15 protein-coding genes are annotated in these 18,815 nt (G+C 38.3%); 6 read left to right on the forward strand and 9 right to left on the reverse strand.

The window, feature by feature from the left end; genetic code table 11:
• Nucleotides 1–56: 56 nt before the first annotated feature.
• Nucleotides 57–1,538: a family 43 glycosylhydrolase gene (locus tag PQ456_RS16255; RefSeq protein ID WP_273613229.1), complete on the reverse strand. Its 1,482-nt coding sequence runs from the start codon at nucleotides 1,536–1,538 to the stop codon at nucleotides 57–59.
• A gap of 181 nt (nucleotides 1,539–1,719) precedes the next feature.
• Here PQ456_RS16255 and PQ456_RS16260 point away from each other — a divergent pair, with 181 nt between their 5' ends.
• The 3 genes from PQ456_RS16260 to PQ456_RS16270 all read left to right on the forward strand — a co-directional run bounded on the left by PQ456_RS16260 (nucleotide 1,720) and on the right by PQ456_RS16270 (nucleotide 5,218).
• Nucleotides 1,720–3,066, forward strand: coding sequence for an amino acid permease (locus tag PQ456_RS16260; RefSeq protein WP_420540619.1), 1,347 nt, complete (start codon nucleotides 1,720–1,722; stop codon nucleotides 3,064–3,066).
• A 71-nt stretch (nucleotides 3,067–3,137) separates the two neighbouring features.
• Nucleotides 3,138–4,280: a VanZ family protein gene (locus PQ456_RS16265; protein WP_273613230.1), complete on the forward strand. Its 1,143-nt coding sequence runs from the start codon at nucleotides 3,138–3,140 to the stop codon at nucleotides 4,278–4,280.
• A 179-nt stretch (nucleotides 4,281–4,459) separates the two neighbouring features.
• Nucleotides 4,460–5,218, forward strand: a complete 759-nt coding sequence (locus PQ456_RS16270) for a YdcF family protein (RefSeq protein WP_273613231.1) — start codon at nucleotides 4,460–4,462, stop codon at nucleotides 5,216–5,218.
• A gap of 141 nt (nucleotides 5,219–5,359) precedes the next feature.
• Here the strand turns inward: PQ456_RS16270 and PQ456_RS16275 are convergent, their stop codons facing one another.
• The 3 genes from PQ456_RS16275 to PQ456_RS16285 all read right to left on the reverse strand — a co-directional run bounded on the left by PQ456_RS16275 (nucleotide 5,360) and on the right by PQ456_RS16285 (nucleotide 8,036).
• Entirely contained in the window at nucleotides 5,360–6,007 is a 648-nt protein-coding gene (locus tag PQ456_RS16275; RefSeq protein WP_273613232.1) for a nitroreductase family protein, read from the reverse strand.
• A 42-nt stretch (nucleotides 6,008–6,049) separates the two neighbouring features.
• Nucleotides 6,050–6,472, reverse strand: a complete 423-nt coding sequence (locus PQ456_RS16280) for a MarR family winged helix-turn-helix transcriptional regulator (RefSeq protein WP_273613233.1) — start codon at nucleotides 6,470–6,472, stop codon at nucleotides 6,050–6,052.
• 265 nt (nucleotides 6,473–6,737) lie between these two features.
• Entirely contained in the window at nucleotides 6,738–8,036 is a 1,299-nt protein-coding gene (locus tag PQ456_RS16285) for a hypothetical protein (protein ID WP_273613234.1), read from the reverse strand.
• A gap of 150 nt (nucleotides 8,037–8,186) precedes the next feature.
• Between PQ456_RS16285 and PQ456_RS16290 the strand changes: the two genes are divergently transcribed.
• Nucleotides 8,187–9,095, forward strand: coding sequence for an FUSC family protein (locus PQ456_RS16290; protein WP_273613235.1), 909 nt, complete (start codon nucleotides 8,187–8,189; stop codon nucleotides 9,093–9,095).
• 161 nt (nucleotides 9,096–9,256) lie between these two features.
• Here the strand turns inward: PQ456_RS16290 and aspA are convergent, their stop codons facing one another.
• The 5 genes from aspA to thrC form a co-directional block, all read right to left on the reverse strand.
• A complete protein-coding gene (aspA, locus tag PQ456_RS16295) occupies nucleotides 9,257–10,666 on the reverse strand; it encodes an aspartate ammonia-lyase (RefSeq protein WP_273613236.1) in 1,410 nt (469 codons plus the stop codon).
• A gap of 199 nt (nucleotides 10,667–10,865) precedes the next feature.
• Nucleotides 10,866–12,161, reverse strand: coding sequence for an arsenic transporter (locus tag PQ456_RS16300; RefSeq protein ID WP_273613237.1), 1,296 nt, complete (start codon nucleotides 12,159–12,161; stop codon nucleotides 10,866–10,868).
• A gap of 36 nt (nucleotides 12,162–12,197) precedes the next feature.
• The gene (locus PQ456_RS16305; protein ID WP_273613238.1) at nucleotides 12,198–13,514 is read right to left on the reverse strand and encodes an SMI1/KNR4 family protein; all 1,317 of its coding nucleotides are present in this window, start codon (nucleotides 13,512–13,514) and stop codon (nucleotides 12,198–12,200) included.
• Between the two features lie 158 nt (nucleotides 13,515–13,672).
• Nucleotides 13,673–14,086 (reverse strand): Rrf2 family transcriptional regulator, encoded by a 414-nt coding sequence (locus tag PQ456_RS16310; RefSeq protein WP_273613239.1) that lies wholly within the window; start codon nucleotides 14,084–14,086, stop codon nucleotides 13,673–13,675.
• 242 nt (nucleotides 14,087–14,328) lie between these two features.
• Complete coding sequence (thrC, locus tag PQ456_RS16315; protein WP_273613240.1) at nucleotides 14,329–15,729, reverse strand: threonine synthase; 1,401 nt, start codon at nucleotides 15,727–15,729, stop codon at nucleotides 14,329–14,331.
• Nucleotides 15,730–15,958: 229 nt separating this feature from the next.
• On the opposite strand from thrC, the gene PQ456_RS16320 reads away from it, so the two are divergent.
• Both PQ456_RS16320 and PQ456_RS16325 read left to right on the forward strand, forming a co-directional pair.
• Complete coding sequence (locus PQ456_RS16320) at nucleotides 15,959–16,969, forward strand: BMP family lipoprotein (RefSeq protein WP_273613241.1); 1,011 nt, start codon at nucleotides 15,959–15,961, stop codon at nucleotides 16,967–16,969.
• A gap of 52 nt (nucleotides 16,970–17,021) precedes the next feature.
• Entirely contained in the window at nucleotides 17,022–18,782 is a 1,761-nt protein-coding gene (locus PQ456_RS16325; protein ID WP_273613242.1) for a methyl-accepting chemotaxis protein, read from the forward strand.
• The last annotated feature ends 33 nt before the right edge of the window (nucleotides 18,783–18,815 follow it).

The raw sequence follows: 18,815 nt of genomic DNA on the forward strand, positions 1-18,815 counted from the left end.
GATTTGTTCTGCTTCTTCTTTTTGTTATAGTTTGTCGTGTTTATATGACTAAACGTTTAATTCACTCGTTCAAAAATCCACTGTTGTATCGTATTATTCAGATCGCTCCATTGTTTGACATCGCCACCATCATCCAAACTTCCATTGGTCACATCTAGTAATTTGCCACTATTACGATTTTTAATTTCAAAATATTGATTCTGTGTCGGGGTAAAGCTCCATTGTTGACTGGTCGCGCCTGTTGAAGCAAATTGTGCAACATCTGCTCCATCTGCTGTGCTTGCTCCGGTTACTCCAGCTAACCGCCCACTATGACTGGCTCGCAAGTTAAAAAATCCACCAGATACAGGATCAAGCGCCCATCGTTGATCTCCTGTACCATTGTATGTCCATTGCAGAATATTAGCGCCTTCTGCGGTAGAAGCATTGAATACAGCCAATACTTTACTGCTGTTTTTATTTTTAATACGGTACAAAATATCGCCTGTACCTTCACCAGAAGGACGAGTAACTGCTGTAGCAGAACTTACCGGTGATCCCAACACAGGAGTATCTCCATTCCAACTTATTTTCTGAATACGAGTCGTTCGTTGTTCTGCACATCCTTGACCTGAACCATCATTGGCATGGTAGACGATCCAATCTTCTTTGCCGTCTGGTGATTTGACAAAGCTATTATGACCGGGTCCAAAAACAGTATTTGTTTTCTGAAAAACAGGATTAGCACTTTTCGTCCAGTTGCTAGCAACGGTTAGATCAGCAGTAAGATTAGCACTGAGTAGACCTAACTTGTAATCATCTGTCCAACATCCACTGGCTGAAAAGGTTAGATTGACTTTGGAGCCATGCGTAATAAAAGCAGGAGCTTCATTCACTGTTCCACCGGAAGTCTCCCATGCATACGTGGGACTAGAAATAATAGTTGCTTTGCCTTGAATCGCTGTAGGGCTACTCATTTTGGCAATAGCGATCTGTTGCGGTTGGTTCGGAGCGATCTGTGACCATGCGATATATAATTGTCCATTGATGTTAGCCACCGTATGGTCGATCGACCACCAATCATTGCTATCTTTCAATTTAATCGGTGCCGACCATGTGCCTTGTAACGGATTCGCACTGGTATTTTTAATCACCCACATCCGTTGATTCGGTGTACCTGTTTCACTACTTCCTGCTGAAAAATACAGATACCATGCGCCATCAATATAATTTAATTCCGGTGCCCAAATATTGCTAGAATAGCAATTAGCGCCTATACAGTTCGCTGTTGACCTGGTAAACACTGTTTTGCGCTCTCCATTTCCGATTCCGCTTAATGAAGAAGAACGAGTAATATCTATTTTGTCCCAATTCTGCGACGTATGCACAAAATAATAATAACCATCGGTATGCTTCATAACAAAAGGATCGGCCGATGAGTAAGGTGCTACTGGATTAATAAATGTGGTCGATGCAGCTTGTGCTTGAACAGGTAAAACCGTTAATAGAAGCAAAACAAACACTAATACAGATATTATATAAACATTCTTATTTAACATTAATATTCCCCCTTATTATTTAATCTTTTATATTGTAAGCGCTATCATTATTTCGCACAATATAAGGATATAGCACTGCATATTTAAATTCATTTCTCATGCTCACATTCTGGTGTAATATAGATAGTCTGAACGAACGATATATATATAGTGTGTGTATTTATGAAGGAGGATTGGAACGTTGAACGTCAAAGAAGAAGCTTCATTGCAGAAAAAATTACGTCCACGTCATATTACATTTATGGCTATGGGTGGCGTGATCGGAACAGGGATTTTTAAAGGAAGTAGCGAAACGATAGGATTAGCAGGACCCGGGGTTATTTTCACCTACATTTTCGCAGGTATATTGCTATTAGTAGTAATGGGTGCTATTGCTGAAATGGCTACCGTTTATCCTAATATGAATATGAAAGACTTTATCCGCCAAGCGTTTGACGAACGATTATCTTTTATTGTGGGCTGGTTGTACTGCTTTATGTGGTTATCGGTCTGTGTGATAGAAGTTATTGCTGCGGGTAGCTTTCTTCAGTACTGGATGCCTGATGTACCACTCTGGATACTCAGTCTAGCAAGTGCTGTTTTTATTTTGTTAATTAATACGATGAGTGTTGGTAATCTAGGCGAAGTTGAATTCTGGCTTGCAGGGATCAAAATAGGAATGATTATTATTTTTATCGTACTAGGTGGTTTGTTGTTATTTGGTATTATTCCTAGTGATCCTACACCTTACTTGAGCAATTTTACAGCTCATGGTGGATTTTTCCCTAACGGGTGGACAGCTATTATATCTGCTTTGCTCGTCGTCATGTTCTCTTACGGTGGCTCTGAACTGATCGGACTGACATTAACCGAAACAGAAAATGCAGATAAAATTTTACCTAAAGTAGTAAAAAGTTTTATTTTGCGTGTTGTTTTATTCTATACCTTACCGATTCTAGTCATCTGTGGATTGATTCCGTGGAACCAGCTTAGTGACCAGACCAGTCCATTTGTACAAGTATTATCTTCTACAGGGCTACAAGGTGCAGCTCATATTATGAACTTTATTCTGATTACAGCTGTATTGTCTGCTGCCAACTCTGGAATCTATGGAGCAACGCGGATGTTACATTCACTGGCTACGAATAATGAAGCACCCAAAGCACTTGCCAAAACATCTGCAAAAGGAGTCCCTATCAACAGTCTGATTTTGTGTGCTGTTGTGCTTTTAGGTGGATCTATGCTGGCTTATGTAGCACAGGATCAAGTATTCGGCATTTTGCTTGCAGTACCCGGCTTTGTCGTGTTGTTAGTATGGATTAGTATCTGTCTGTCTCAATTAAAATTAAGACGTTCTTATCCGACTCAACCTACATTCCGTATCTGGGGTTATCCTTATATTACAGGGATTACTACGCTGTGCCTGATGATTATTGCAGTGTTGTTTATATTTGATGCTAATAATCGAATCAGTATTGGAGCTTGCTTGATCTTCCTGGCTTTCCTGATTGTATGGTCTATCTTTAAGTTCCGCAAATCTGCTCATTAAGTAGAATTGAACACGATGTAAAGATACATTAGACTAAAAATACAATCTTTTTGCTGGCAGGTGTCATACCAATGTATCAATCTTATCTGTTTCCGATTGCCTATGCTTTTATCGCGTTTCCGTTTGTAGCTGCCTTATTTACATTGCCATTTCTGATTGTACAGTATCGCAAATATGGTTATATTCACAAAGTACGTGCGATTACACTTTATTTGTTGTTACTGTATCTGATGAATGCTTTTTTTCTGGTGATTTTGCCTTTACCTTCTTCACGTCATAATCCAGCATTGGCTAATGGTGATCTACAATTGTTGCCATTGCAATTTGTATATGACTTTTTGAAAGAAACGTCGGTTTCGTTTGCGCATCCTTCTACTTACTGGCATATGTTTGTCGAGCGAGCTTTTTTACAAGTGATCTTTAATATTTTGCTGACTATACCGTTTGGGATGTTTTTGCGTTATTACTTTAGAGTGCGCTGGGTTAATGGATTGATCTTATCGTTTTTATTATCGCTTTTTTTCGAAACGACTCAATTGACCGGAATCTATGGTATTTATGATCATGCTTATCGGATATTCGATGTGGATGATTTACTATGTAATACGCTAGGCGGTATGCTTGGATTTATGATTGCAGAATGGATTGCGAAGCGTCTACCCCGTATTGAACATCTAGACCTGCATATTGATCGCTCCAGTAAGCGTGTATCGTATACTCGCCGTGCTGTTGCTTTTATGATTGATCTATTTATCTGGTATACATTGATGATCTTGCTGACACTTAATGATGTTCCTGTTCCTTTTTGGATATCTAGTAGTATTTACTATATTCTTATTCCTTATTGGACACATGGAATTACGGTAGGAAAATGGATCGTCCGTATCTATGTAAGTAGCACACATCCTGATCATTCGAGAGTGTCTTTGCTAGCTTTGACGATTCGGTATGGTCTGCTGTACTGGGTATTTCTTGGGCTCAATAATATTCTTAGTGATACGATTGTTTTGCCAGATATTCATACTTTTTGGCGTGCGCTATGTAGTCTACTTTTATTTGTAATCGATATTAGTTTTTTGATGCATTTAATGTCTTGTTTTTTCCGCAAGGGATCATTGTTATTTTACGAAAAGCTCAGTCATACCAAGCAACATATTCAATGGCCAGAGTTAGAGCAACCTTCTGCTGATACCCAAAACAAACCAAATAGTTAACTACACTATAAAGACAGCTTGATATCACCGATCATTGGGATCTGTGTATATCTGAGCTGTCTTTATTTGGGTGGTTGGTTTTATGATCGATACAACCATGTTACAATACATTTAATTATCTAAGTAGATTCTAATGGATTGTGTCTCTGGTGCGCAATAAAGAAGGCGGTTGATCATTTTTGATTTATATTATTAAGTTTTTGTATAGTTTTGTGCTTCCTCCCGGACTTTTTCTAGTATTATTATTCGGTATTGTAGTCTGGTTATGGAGAAGCCAGTTTAATGTAGCGATGGTGTTACTCGCTATTACTGTATTGTTATACATATCTTCGATTAGCATTGTTAGTAATTTTCTGATTGGTAGTCTAGAACGTCAATATCCACAGCCCACTATTGCTGAACTTCAAGGAGATGTGATCGTTGTACTGGGTGCTGGAGCTTCCAAAGGTACACCTGATATCGATGGTACTGGTAATATGTATGGATCAGCAGGCAACCGTCTGATTACAGCTGCACGTCTACACCGGATTACAGGGTTACCGATTTTATTTTCAGGTGGTCAGGTTTTCTCAGATAGCGGTAATGAAGCTGATATTGCGAAGCGCCAGCTTTTAGGCATGGGTGTAGAAGAAAGTAAACTTATGGTCGAAAATCGTTCACTTAATACCGCTCAGAATGCTAACAATACCGCTGTTATATTAAAAGAAAAAGGATTGTCGCATCCGATATTGGTCACCTCTGGGTTCCATCTGCCACGCTCTGTGATGCAGTTCAAGCGTGTAGGATTAACGGTGCAACCTTTTCCAACCGATTATTGGGTAAGTCAGCCTTCGTCAATGTATTTCAGCAAATTTTACCCGTCAGCAAGCGCAATGTCTTCTACGGCTACAGCGATCAAAGAATATCTAGGTATGCTAGCTGTAAAAATAAAAAACTAACATTATCTTATATCAAGCTAATTTATCTTAATCAAGCTACTTGGGATTCAAACCATAGCAAAAAACCTCCTTGCACTGGATACGTGCTGAGGAGGTTTTTTCGTTTAGCTTATTTAGTATTCATGTCTACGTTGTAGACGATTATTTCCACTCTGCTACTTTTTCTACAGGAAGACGACCTGAACCGTGACCTTCGCTGTCTGCTTTACCCATAGACAACAACATTACCGGTACATAACGATCTTTTTCCATACCAAATGCTTCAGCAATTTTAGTTTTGTCATATCCACCGATAGCATTTGTATCATAACCATGGGCACGAGCAACCAACATCAATTGCATTGCTACAAGACCGCTATCGATCAATGCGATATCTTTACGTGCAGCATCTGAAATATTTTCATAATACGCTTTAGCAAATGGAAGTTGTTGGTCTCTTACATCAGCAGGCATATGACCCGCTTCTACAGCAGCATTGAAGATTTCATCTGCATTTTCTTCATGACGAAGATCACCGAAAATAGCGATAACCGCAGAAGCTGTCTCTACTTGACGTTGATTAAACATCGCAAGTGGCAACAATGTAGCTTTAGCTTCGTCACTTTCGATCACTAGAAAACGCCAAGGTTGCAAGTTGATCGAAGATGGTGCACGTGTAGCTTCTGCCAAAATTTCAGTCATTTCTTCGCGGCTAATTTTTACAGTTGGATCGTATTTTTTAATCGAACGACGCTCTAAAGCAATTTTGTTAAAATCATTTGTTTTTGTAATTTGGTTTACAGTATTCATGGGAAAACTCCTTTAAATGTAAGTTATAATTATATTTTTTATTTACATCTCGCTCATATTTTGATTGAGACGACGCAACATATTTAATAATTGCTCTTGTTCTTGCTCTTCAAAATTCTGAAGCATCTCTTTAAGAAATTGTTCTTTTTCTTTGGTGTATGCTAGAATTTTTTGCCGACCTTCTGCGGTTAGCTGTACCAGTGTAAAACGATTGTCTTCAGGACTCATGCGACGTGTCACCATTCCCGATATTTCCAATTGCTTCAAATGTCGAGTGACAGCTGCACTATCGATACCAAGTGTTTTTTGCAAAGAAGTCTGACTGATCTCTTCCACTTGATAAAGCTGATGTAACAATTGTAGGCGTGACGCACTTATGCCAGCACATCGTTCAAAAACACAACTGATCTGACGATGTAGCCCTTGCAACTGGTTAAAAATATCTTCAGACGATGAATGAAGCACAGCGTCCCTCCTTGTCCAAGACCAACCATTTATATAGAAATGCTATCAGATAGCATGTTCTCAATTGAATTACTTCTTATTAATTGACCCATCAACTATTGAGCACTCAATTAATATAACACATTATACATATGCTTGCAAATACTATTCTAAAAATGAAATGGTGCGAAATAATAAAACGTTATAAACATCATAAAACCGATGCAAGTTAGATACTCACATCGGTCGCTTTCAGGTTGTTATCGATTATTTAAGTGTATAATGATTACTTCCCTTTCAGATCAGAAGCTTTTACTTTCAAAATCTTACCTGCTGATTCAGAAACAGGCTTGGTATCTGTGCCAAGACCGAAGTAGAAATCACCATTCAATTCTTCAAATGATTTGGCGTACGTATCTTGTTTAAATTGTAAAATTTGAGTCCATTTTTGTAGGTTCTTGGTCATATAGACACGATTGATATAAGAACCGTCAGCTTGCTTGGTGTAGGTCAATACATATGTTTTGTTAGGACGTGTAATAATATCTGTAGGCAATGCTCCTGCATCTGCGAAAGTCACTGTACGCGCAGGATCGGTTATATTTTTGGTGACGATTAGCGCTTTTGGAGCTAATTGAGCATCGTTATATACATCCCCTACAATATAAGCCAGTTGCTTTTTAAAGACCACCGTTTTGCCCATTTTCATATACGGCGTTTTGCCTGCTGTCTGTACATACGTCATACCAGGTAGCAAATTAGCTCCGGATACTTGTTGTTGGGTCACGTTAAAGTTTTTATCGATCGCCAGCAGATGGGTCTGATCTTTCCAAATATTATTATTTGGCATCAGGATAGCGGCTGTATACAATGTTCCTTTAAATTCAAAAAATTTGTAGGCTCTTGTACCAATACCTTTGATCTGGGCTAACTCTTTCCAGTTGGCTCCATTATCTTCTGAAATCAATACTTTTGGTGCACTATCTGTACCGATGGCTGCAAGTAATTTGCCATGATAATAAGCCATATCATATACATGGATACCATCTGGTAAATTGCGATACTTAGTCCATTGATCTCCATCTAAAGTGTAAAAGTTACCAAAGTTCCATTCTTCACTTTTGGAGTCGTTACCTGGAATATACAGTTTGCCTTTTAGAATTTTGAACGTATCGATCTGCTCTTCATTGGTTGCATCTTCTGTACTTTTTTTACCTGTTTTGGGATCGGTATATGTGACTTTTTGCGTTACAAATTGACTGGTCTGGGGGTTATAATAGACAATAGGAATCGGCCCTGCATTGGGTGAAGGCTGTGCATTACTACTGTTGCCATGACCTAGATAAATTTTGCCATCAAAGACTTGCATATCCCACACATTACGCGCGTAAGCAGGTGTCGAGAAAGGTTGCCCTAGCAATTGTAATTTGGATGTAACATCGGTGCTCTGGTCTGCTTTGCTACTTGCGGCGCTTACGACCTGTGTCGTAGCTGTTGGTAACGATAATGAACTTCCGCTCACCAATAGTCCTGCACATGCTGTACAGATTAAAGAGAACTGTACTATTTTCTTTTTGGTAATCATTATATTCCTCCACTCAGTTAGTGAACTATAGATTTTTAATAACCCCGATTTACGGGTATTAAAGCATATCAGCGTATACGGTTATCTAACCTCCTTATGAATGTACGATAGAAAACGTTTGACGATGTAGAAAGGAATCACAGAAATCTTATGAAATTTTTAGTAGGTATGCGTAACCTCAAAACAGCACTAGCTGTTTTTATTTGCATTATTATCTCACAACTTCTGCAATTAGAGTATCCTTTCTATGCTGTGATTGCAACTATCATTGCGATGGAAAACTCGGTCACCAATTCGTATACTGTCGGCAAAAACCGAATGATGGGTACACTGGTAGGTGCAGCTATTGGTTTTATTTTCGCCTGGATCGATCCACATAGCGCCCTCTTTTCAGCGATAGGAATTGTGATTGTAATTTATATTTGTAACTTGCTTCACTGGAACAAATCGATATCGATTGCAAGTATTGTCTTTCTAGCGATTATGTTGAATTTACGTCCCGGAGAGAGCCCTTTTTTGTACGGTATGCACCGGGTAGCAGATACATTGATCGGTATTGGCGTAGCTGTAATCGTCAATTATCTTGTTTTCCCACCGGATCATGAACGATTAATGGAGCAAATGCGCAGTGTATTACGCAAACATTTAACCAAGCTTGCTCATGAATTACTGCGGGAAGGTGGAAATATTCATATTAGCCCGCTCAAAAAAGATATGGCTAATCTGGAAAAAGCGTATGAGACCTATGCTTCTGAATTCCATCTCAAAAAGAATAAACAAAAAATGCTAGCACATCTAGAACAAGAAATTGATGTGTATCATAATACGTATTCTCATATGCGGATGATTCGTCTATTGACCGATGAATTGCCTACACATCATCACTGGGATCTGCCAGAGCAACACCATAGTCATCTGATGGCTCAATTGCCACTGGATGTATCTTCTCAGCAGATTATTTACAATTATCATGTAAGTTGTATTTTGCAAGAAATGAGTACGCTTGGCTTGCTGATTCCTGCTCATATTGCGCAACCATTTACAAAGTCGTCCACATAAAATAAGCGATGCTATCCTTCTATTGATAAGGAAAAAGCATCGCTTATTTGTTTTTTTATAATATAGGTTTATGCCAACTGACTTTGATTAAAGGCAATGCACCATATTGAATACATCTAATACTAACAAAATACCTTGTTTTGATACGAAAAAGGATTCTATTATTCTTTATGCAACAATTGCTCGCCTGCAATACCCGGCTCTGTCATTTGATAAGGATCGAGAATAATATTCAATTCTTCTTCTGTCAGTACGTTATAAAGTAAACACAGCTCACGTACAGGCTTACCGGTCTGAATCGCTTCACGTGCAATTCGTGATACTACTTCATATCCTAGATGAGGATTCAGCGCTGTAATCATCCCTACACTACGCTCTACATATTCACGACAACGATCTACATTCGCTTGAATACCATCGACACAATGTAGACGGAAAACAGTAAATCCTTGCTTCATAATTTCTAAAGATTGCAATAAATTATAGACCAATACTGGCTCCATTACATTCAGTTCCAATTGACCTGCTTCTGATGCAAGACAGATGGTGTGATCATTACCAATCACTTGAAATGCAATCTGATTCACTACTTCACACATTACCGGATTGACTTTACCTGGCATAATAGAAGAACCCGGTTGGCGCGCTGGCAGTACCAATTCGCCCAGACCTGCGTATGGCCCAGATGCCATTAAGCGAATATCGTTAGCCACTTTGGACATATTCATCATACAGATTTTGAGAGCAGCCGATACTTCCGTATACGCATCGGTATTTTGAGTAGCATCTACCAGATGATCAGATGCCACTACAGGAAATCCACTAATATCAGCCAGTATTTCAGCTACACGCACAATATAACGTGGATCAGCATTAAGCCCTGTACCGACCGCTGTTGCTCCCATATTGATATGCAGTAAGTTTTCTTTGGTTGCTTCCACACGGCGAATATCCCGTCCTAATACCCGAGCATATGATTGAAATTCTTGTCCTAAGCGGATCGGTACCGCATCTTGCAAATGAGTACGTCCCATTTTGATCACTGTATCAAATTCGTCTGCTTTGACCTGAAAAGATTGTTGTAATTCACGCATCGCTACAAGCAATTTTTCGATCATCGATAATGTTGCGATATGAATTGCTGTTGGAAAAGCATCATTGGTCGATTGTGCCATATTCACGTGATTATTCGGGCTAATATCCACATAACTTCCTTTGTCTTTGCCCATAATTTCCAATGCACGATTAGCGATAACTTCATTGGTATTCATATTAATCGATGTACCTGCTCCACCTTGAATCGGATCAACGATAAATTGATCTTGCCATTGTCCGGCAATAATCTCTTCAGCCGCTTGTACCATCGCTTCCCCTTTAGGGCCATATAGACGCGACAATTCCATGTTTGCAATCGCCGCTCCTTTTTTGACGATCGCCATAGCACGAATCAATTCAGGATGTAGACGTTGTCCGGTAATTGGAAAATTCTCTACCGCGCGCATCGTCTGAATACCGTAATAAGCTTCATCTGGCACTTGTTTCGTACCCAAAAAGTCTTTTTCTATTCTCACAATTCATTCCTCCGACTGTTTGCCTTTTGTTAAAAACGTCATAGTTGTTCTACATTGACTATTATATGCTTCCATTATAATATACGCCACTACATTCAACCCTTATTCTGTAAACGTTTACAATTTGAAAATAAATCAAACAGCACTGCTTCTTGTTGAGAAACAGTACTGCTTTGAGATCAAGATATTTAGATTTGAATTATACAACCAGTAACCACAAGTACAATCCAAGCAATGTAATAAATAACGTTGGAATAGTCAAAATAATTCCGATTTTGAAATACGTTCCCCATGAGATTTTGATTCCTTTGGTAGCTAATACATGTAACCATAATAACGTAGCTAACGAACCAATCGGTGTAATCTTAGGACCTAGATCCGACCCGATGACATTTGCATATACTAGCGCTTCGCGAATCGGCTCTGAGGTCACTGTCGCTTTGACGGCTAATGCATTAATCAATACTGTCGGTAAATTATTCATGACTGATGATATAATCGCTGCAATAAAGCCCATTCCCATAGTAGCTGCTAACATTCCATGATCAGCAATCTTTTGAATAAGTATCGCTAACAGATCTGTTAAGCCTGCATTACGTAGCCCGTAGACCACAACATACATACCGATAGAGAAAAATACGATCGACCACGGAGCATTTTTGAGTACTTCTTTGACAGGCACAATAGGGCTTTTGCGTGCCAGAATTAAGAAGATAATGACTATTACACCAGCAACAATAGAGACTGGAATTTTCAAAAATTCACTCACAAAATATCCGATTAACAATACGATTAATACAATCCATGATAATCGAAACATCCGTACATCTTTAATTGCATCCATAGGTGGTTTTAGATGAGTAGTTTCAAACGTACGAGGAATACTTTTGCGGAAATAAAGATACAATACACCGATACTTGCAATCAATGCGAATAGATTAGGCACTATCATATGCCCTGCATATTGCATAAAGGTAATGCCAAAATAATCAGCAGACACAATATTTACAAGATTGCTCACCACTAATGGCAAAGACGTTGTATCTGCTATAAACCCGCCTGCAATAATAAAAGGAAACACTTTACGCTCATCCAGATTCAAAGCACGTACCATCGCCAGTACAATAGGTGTTAAGATTAAGGCTGCTCCATCATTTGCAAATAATCCGGATACAATCGCTCCTAGAATACCTACATAGATAAACATCCGTACACCGTTACCACGGGAGATATGAGCGACGTGCAGGGCTGCCCATTCAAATAATCCTACCCGATCCAAAATAAGCGAAATCAAAATAATACCTACAAATGCTAGCGTAGCATTCCAGACGATCATGGTCACATCCCAGACATCATGAAAGCTAACTACACCTAGAAGAAGCGCAAGTACTGCTCCTCCACAAGCAGACCAACCAATCGATAGATTTCGTGGTTGCCAGATCACAAATGTTAATGTGATCACAAAAATAAGACACGATAATATAACCAAAACCACGTAGTTAGCCTCCACTGTACATCATTCTTTATCTAATTATTCAAGCTTATAGTGATCCAATACATACAAAGCTTCTGCGATAATTCGTTTTTCTTTTTTGATCACTGCTTTGCTCATCACTTGTTCTAATAATACACGCACACTTTCTATTTGTTCAACTGTGTCAAAAGTTTGCTTCAATTCTGTTTGTTTGCCCAGAGCAGAAATAGCGATTTGTTGATGTACATTTTTGCTTTGTAGCCATTCTTTATAATCTTCACTATGAGGACGAGAAGTTGCAAATAGATCATCCCAACCATCATATGGAAAATTCACTCGATCTTTGATCCAACGAATCACTTTACGACTGTGAAAATTCTTCAGCCCTGTGTTAGCTTCATATCCATTGAGTTTGCGTCCTTTTTCCTTTTCTTTCTCTTCGATCTTTTGCCATATCCGCTCTAGTCCTTCATCTTCTGGTAAACAGATTGCTGTCAGGTACGCTAGAATATACGAATTAATACGTTGCTCTTCCGGTAAATTCCATAACTCACGCACCCAATCTGCCGCATGATGACGGTTGATTAAGCCTGTATATTCCAGTAACCCATCTTTGATAGATTGATTATGTTCGGTATGAAGCCGTTCAAGCCATGCTTGTAATACATCATCTGGACGGTACGCGGAGAAGGCTTGAATTATAGTATCGTCTACTCCATTCAATTCGGTATAACGAATCAATTGATGAAGATTTTGCTTTGCTTCTTCGAATGTAAAATAAAGATAATCATGAATCCATTGCTTCCACTTCTTCGATTGTTGACTATAGAGATTAAGACCACAGTTATCGATAAAAGGAGTGTATTGCCATTCCTCTGCACCGATTCCACTCAACTCTGTGACTTTATTCAAAAAGTCTGTTAGCGATACTGCTAAAATACGAAATTCACCTGTCTCATGTCCCCAATGAAATACCATTGGACGCTGAGGATTACTATACAAATCTAAAAGTAGTTCATCTCCGTTACCGGCATGATAAAAACATAAATAACGCTTTTGATCGATTTGCTCATCGTCTCCAAAGTCTGAAAACATGATACTTTCGATATTCCAGCCTATATCTCCTGATAGATCAAAAGCTGCTGTCTGTGGATACGTGATCTGCCAGTACATAGTGACTTTTTTACCACCGTCTTGTAACAGACTTCTTAATTCTTCTGGTAAAGTCACTTCTAACTCTTGTTCCATATCAGTGATTTCTTGATCAGTAGCTGGTTCTTCCCACAGTAATGCTGTAGATGCTCCTTTCTGCTCCAACTGGTGCAGTAATTGCTTCCATTGTTGTTGCCATTCGATTAGATTCTGTTGCAGCATTGCTATGTCATCCTTTCCATACTAAAACATTTAATTTTATCATATATGCTTACAAAGAATCTGTAACGGATACAGCTTCTTTTTAGTACCCATTTTAATATAGGCTTAACGCAAACAAAAGATCGCAGACTCATTCTCTGCGATCTACAATGTATAACCTATGAAGAATGAGATGCCATAATTTCAGATTTGATCGAGACATCAATCAACTTTTTGTTTTTGAGATACTCTTCCATCTGACCTTCTGCTTCAATCATAACCTGCTGAATCGCACACTGAGCATTATTATTTAAGCAACCGGTGAATAAAGAGTTCACCCCTTCAATTGCATGAATAACTTCCAGAAATGAAATGTCTTCACCCTTGCGCTTGAGTCGGTAACCCCCATTTGCACCTGACGCTGATTCGATCAATCCGGCTTTAACCAATTTGGTCAAAATTTTGGACAGATATGTGGGCGATACTGAGAACGTTTCAGCGATTTGTTGAACACCTAACGATTTGTTTACTTCATTTTGAACAAGATATACCATCGTATGCAGTGCATAATTCGTTGCTTTTGAAAATTTCATAAAGACACCTACTTCCAGTGTTTAGCATCATATATTCGTTAGTTTGAGCTTGTTTATTTTTATTACATATAATCAAGATGTATGATGTCTTTTATTTTAACGAACGAAAGAATGACCGTCAATCTGTCCGCTCCTATACCTATAATAAAAACATCCTTTACCTCTAAATCTATAACAATGTTTTACATCATCATAAAGATATAGAGGATAAAAGGATGTGATTGAATACTATATATGATTTGTTAATCTAACGCATAAAAAGATTCTAATTGACGTACAATCTCTGCGGTATCATGCTCCACTACTTCTTGATATTGAGGTTTGGCGAATAGTTCTTTGATTTCTTCAGGGAACTCTTGTTCAATCTCACACAAGATAATCGCTTCATCAAATTTAGCTGGATGAGCAGTAGCTAATGTAATACAGATCTCATCATCACCTTGATATTTCTCATAAGCTGTAATACCACAAGCGGTATGAGGATCAAGTAGATAATCATGATCGCCTTTGTATTTCAAAATCATATCCAGACATTCCTGATTCGACGCGCCATAAGCTGCAAAGTCACTTTGTACTTTGGCAAGATCATCGCCTGTCATTACGATTTGTCCTTCGCTTTTTAATATATTCATATATTCAGATACTTTAGCTGCATCTTCCCCTACAAAGTAATACAGATAACGCTCAAAATTACTAGCCACTTGAATATCCATAGAAGGGCTGTACGTACTTCTAAAATCACCAGGCTTGTACTCACCTGTCTGTACAAAACGCTCTAAAATATTATTTTCATTCGTCGCAATAATCAACTTGTTGATCGGTAAGCCCATTTTTTGAGCCAAAAATCCTGAAAAGATATTACCAAAATTACCAGATGGTACGCTAAAGTTGATTTTTTTCAATTGATGCTGTCCTTGATCGATATGCAAGTAAGCATAGAAGTAATAAACGGTCTGTGCTAGAATCCGCAAAAAGTTGATCGAGTTGATTGCACGTAGATGATATTCTTTTTTAAATGCAAGATCACCGAATAGCTCTTTAATGATTTTTTGACAATCATCAAAATTACCTTTTACTGATAAGTTCAGTACATTTTGATCATCTACTGTTGTCATTTGTAATTCTTGTACACGACTAACTTTCTCATGTGGATGCAAAATACAGATTTTAATTCCTTCTTTACCACGTACCCCTTGAATTGCAGCCGCACCGGTATCTCCAGAAGTAGCTCCCAAAATATGAATAATTTCGTTTTGCTTTTTGGATACATAGGAATAAAATTCACCCATAAATTGCAATGCAACATCTTTAAAAGCAAATGTAGGTCCGTGGAACAACTCCATAATATACAGAGAATCATCAATCTTAGTAATCGGTGTAACTTCAGGATGACGGAAATTCGCATAACTACGAGTCGCTAAATCTCTCAAATCGTCTGCTGGAATCTCATCATTCGTATAATAAGAAAATATAGTAAGGAATAAATCTACATAACTTAGACTTTTCCATTCATTTAACGTCTCAGGAGCAATCACCGGAATATGCTCGGGTACCATAAGACCGCCATCATCGGCAAGTCCCATCAAAACAGTATCAATAAATCCTTTTGGCTCTACTTGTCCTCTAGTACTGATATACTTCATGCTTCTCCTCCAGTAATAACGAATTCGTATTTTTATTGTCTATCATACCCTGTCACAGTGTCGCATCCAAGCATTAATTTCAAAAAACATATTTTCTAGCTAAATATTAATTTAAATTTGAAATAATTATAGATTCCACAATAAAATTTTATAAACGAAGTTCTACGATTAACCGATATAAGAAAGGAAGTTATTTATTTTGGGATTAGAGAGGAATAGGAGAAGTATTATGAGAAAAAAAACATTTCTGTCTGGATTTACAGCTTTGATCGCAATCATGCTTTTATTAAGTGCTTGCTCTTCTCAGCAAGCGACCACAGAAGCAGCAACAGCGACTACCAAAACTAAAGTAGGTATCGTGCTATCAGATATTGGGTTAGGTGACCAATCTTATAGTGATGCGGCTTTTCGTGGGTTGATCAAAGCGCGAAATGAAGAAAGTATTATATTTGATTATAAAGAAATTTCTCAGACCAAAACGTATGATGAAGCTTTTAACCAATTAACGAAAGAAGATAACGATGTTATTATCGGACTTGGTTACATCATGAAAGACAGCTTAGAAAAAGCGGCTAAAGCTAATCCCAACAAACAATTTATTATCGTGGACGAAACATCAGAATTGCCTAACGTGGCATCGATTACTTTTAAAGAAGAAGAAGGTAGTTTTTTGGCAGGTGCTGTAGCTGCTATGGCAAGTACATCGAACCGTATTGGCTTTATCGGTGGGGTTGAATCCCCGTTGTTACACAAATTCCAATCTGGATTTGAACAAGGAGCGCGCTCTATCGATCCTAATGTTTCTTTTATTACGAATTATACAGGTGATTTTGGTAATCCAGCTGTGGGTTCCAAAGCAGCTAAAGATATGATTGAGAACGACAATGTCGATGTCATTTATACAGTTGCTGGCTTGACTGGAGTCGGTGCGTTACAAGAAGCCCAGACTCAAGGTAAATACGCAATTGGTGTAGATAGTGATCAATTTTTTGTCGCTGAAAAAGCAGTGCTGACTTCGATGATCAAAAATGTCGATGTTGCTCTTTATAGCGCATTACAATCGTTTGCCAAAAACAATCACACTTTTAAAGATAAAGATATGGTATTTGGTCTAACCGATGATGGTGTAGGCTTAACCGATATTCATGTCATTCAATTAACCGCCGAACAACAAAAACAATTAGAAGACTTGAAGAAAAAATTAATTTCAGGCGAAATCAAAATCGATTTAACTTCTTAATTAATGAGTACATTATAGCTCCTTAATTTCAAGTAACTACGTGGAGGAACTTATGAAAATACAAGGTAAATTAGTATTAAATGCGATGATTTCGCTAATTGCTTCCTTAATTCTTGTCGCATATATCATTTTCCAATTACTCAATATCAATTCACAAAATAATAATCTTGTACCCGCGATGCTAAATGTTAAACAGCTAGACGGCAATATGGTACAGACCGGGCAAGCTTTGGCTAACTTCTCCTTTACGATGTCAGCTAGTAACAAATCGATTGTAAATACACAGTTGAATCAAACACAAGCTACTATTGATACATTATCAAATGGCATGTTACAGACACCAGAAGAGCAAAAGCGTCTGTCCGCAATCGTAACGAAATTCAAAGAATTAAGCGACGCTTCTCAACAAGCATTAACAAATAATGATAGTGCAGAAGCGAAACGTCAAAGTATTCGTATTGAAGGTGTTCAAAATGATATTTATATTTTGAATGAAATTACGCAAGCACGTTATAACGAATACACGAAAGATTTGACCAACAGTATTGATCTAACCTGGCAAATCGCTTTGATTGGTGCGATCTTCTTATTAATTGCTGTCGGTGTATTCAATACATGGACTGCTCGCAAATTCGCACGCCGTACTCAACAAATGAATATTGCAGCACAACGAATTGCAGATGGAGATCTTACAATCAAATTAGCAGAGACTAAAGGTAAAGACGAGCTCGATGATCTGAATCGTTCTTTCCATATTATGATTGATAACTTGCGTAGTATCGTGACTTCAATTGATCAAGCAGGAGTTCGCGTAGACAATATGGCTCAAGATATTGACCGCAGTAACGATGTGATGCAAGAAATTGTGAATCAAGTTGCTACTTCTACTGAAGAGCTAGCTATCGGTAGTCAGAAGATTGCGGAAGATCTTAGCACAACTGTTATGGTTGTCGATGATATGCAACAGAAATTTTCATCTAATCTAGAGACTACTACTGAATCAGCAGCCTACAGCGAAGAAGCGATCCAAGCGATTCAACAAGGTAGTCTAGTGATGAAGCAACAATTACAACTCGTTGCTAACAATCGTTCTGCGATGGCTGAAGTGGAGAAAACAGTCACTGAACTCGAAAAAAATGCAGAACAAATTACAGATATGACCAAGTTAGTCTCTGAAATTGCTTCGCAAACAAACTTGCTTTCTCTCAATGCTTCGATTGAAGCGGCTCGTGCAGGTGAAGCAGGTAAAGGATTTGCTGTAGTTGCAGATGAAGTGAAAAAGTTAGCTTCTCAATCTGTCACAGCTGTACAACAAATCTTCGCTGCTGTGGATAGTATTACTATTGCTATGAACAAAGTAAAATCTTCTGTCGCTCAAAGTATTGATCTGTTCCAGGAGCAAGAACAAGCTACCAGTTCTACTGATGCTTCATTCGCTGCGATCAGCCAAAAAGTAGGACAGATTGCTGAGCATGTAAGTAAACTCGCTACAGATATGAAAGTCTCTCAAGATATGAGTAATCAAGTGCATCAAGCGATAGAAAATATCAGTGCAATCACTGAACAATCTGCTGCAGGTAGTGAAGAGATTACTGCTTCTACTGTTGAACAACAACGTTCGTTCTTGGAATCCAGTGAAAAAGTGAAAATGCTTCGTCAGATTCGTGAAGAGATGCAACATGAACTGAATCGTTTTCAAATTGATATGAGTGCTGATGAATCGGCTAATACTGAGGCATCAAATAATGTTGAACCTATCATTCAACCTTCACCAACCGATTCTACTACGCATAATGAGAAAACTTCTGCTTAATCAGTAGCAGATCGTATACTATGCTATCAGGTA

Source organism: Paenibacillus kyungheensis, from assembly GCF_028606985.1.
GTDB lineage: Bacteria > Bacillota > Bacilli > Paenibacillales > Paenibacillaceae > Saccharibacillus > Saccharibacillus kyungheensis.

Coding starts and splice junctions, on each gene's coding strand:
- PQ456_RS16255 (WP_273613229.1), bottom strand. CDS start 1,538: ATGTTAAATAAGAATGTTTATATAATATCTGTATTAGTGTTTGTTTTG.
- PQ456_RS16265 (WP_273613230.1), top strand. CDS start 3,138: ATGTATCAATCTTATCTGTTTCCGATTGCCTATGCTTTTATCGCGTTT.
- PQ456_RS16275 (WP_273613232.1), bottom strand. CDS start 6,007: ATGAATACTGTAAACCAAATTACAAAAACAAATGATTTTAACAAAATT.
- PQ456_RS16285 (WP_273613234.1), bottom strand. CDS start 8,036: ATGATTACCAAAAAGAAAATAGTACAGTTCTCTTTAATCTGTACAGCA.
- PQ456_RS16290 (WP_273613235.1), top strand. CDS start 8,187: ATGAAATTTTTAGTAGGTATGCGTAACCTCAAAACAGCACTAGCTGTT.
- PQ456_RS16305 (WP_273613238.1), bottom strand. CDS start 13,514: ATGCTGCAACAGAATCTAATCGAATGGCAACAACAATGGAAGCAATTA.
- PQ456_RS16310 (WP_273613239.1), bottom strand. CDS start 14,086: ATGAAATTTTCAAAAGCAACGAATTATGCACTGCATACGATGGTATAT.
- thrC (WP_273613240.1), bottom strand. CDS start 15,729: ATGAAGTATATCAGTACTAGAGGACAAGTAGAGCCAAAAGGATTTATT.
- PQ456_RS16320 (WP_273613241.1), top strand. CDS start 15,959: ATGAGAAAAAAAACATTTCTGTCTGGATTTACAGCTTTGATCGCAATC.
- PQ456_RS16325 (WP_273613242.1), top strand. CDS start 17,022: ATGAAAATACAAGGTAAATTAGTATTAAATGCGATGATTTCGCTAATT.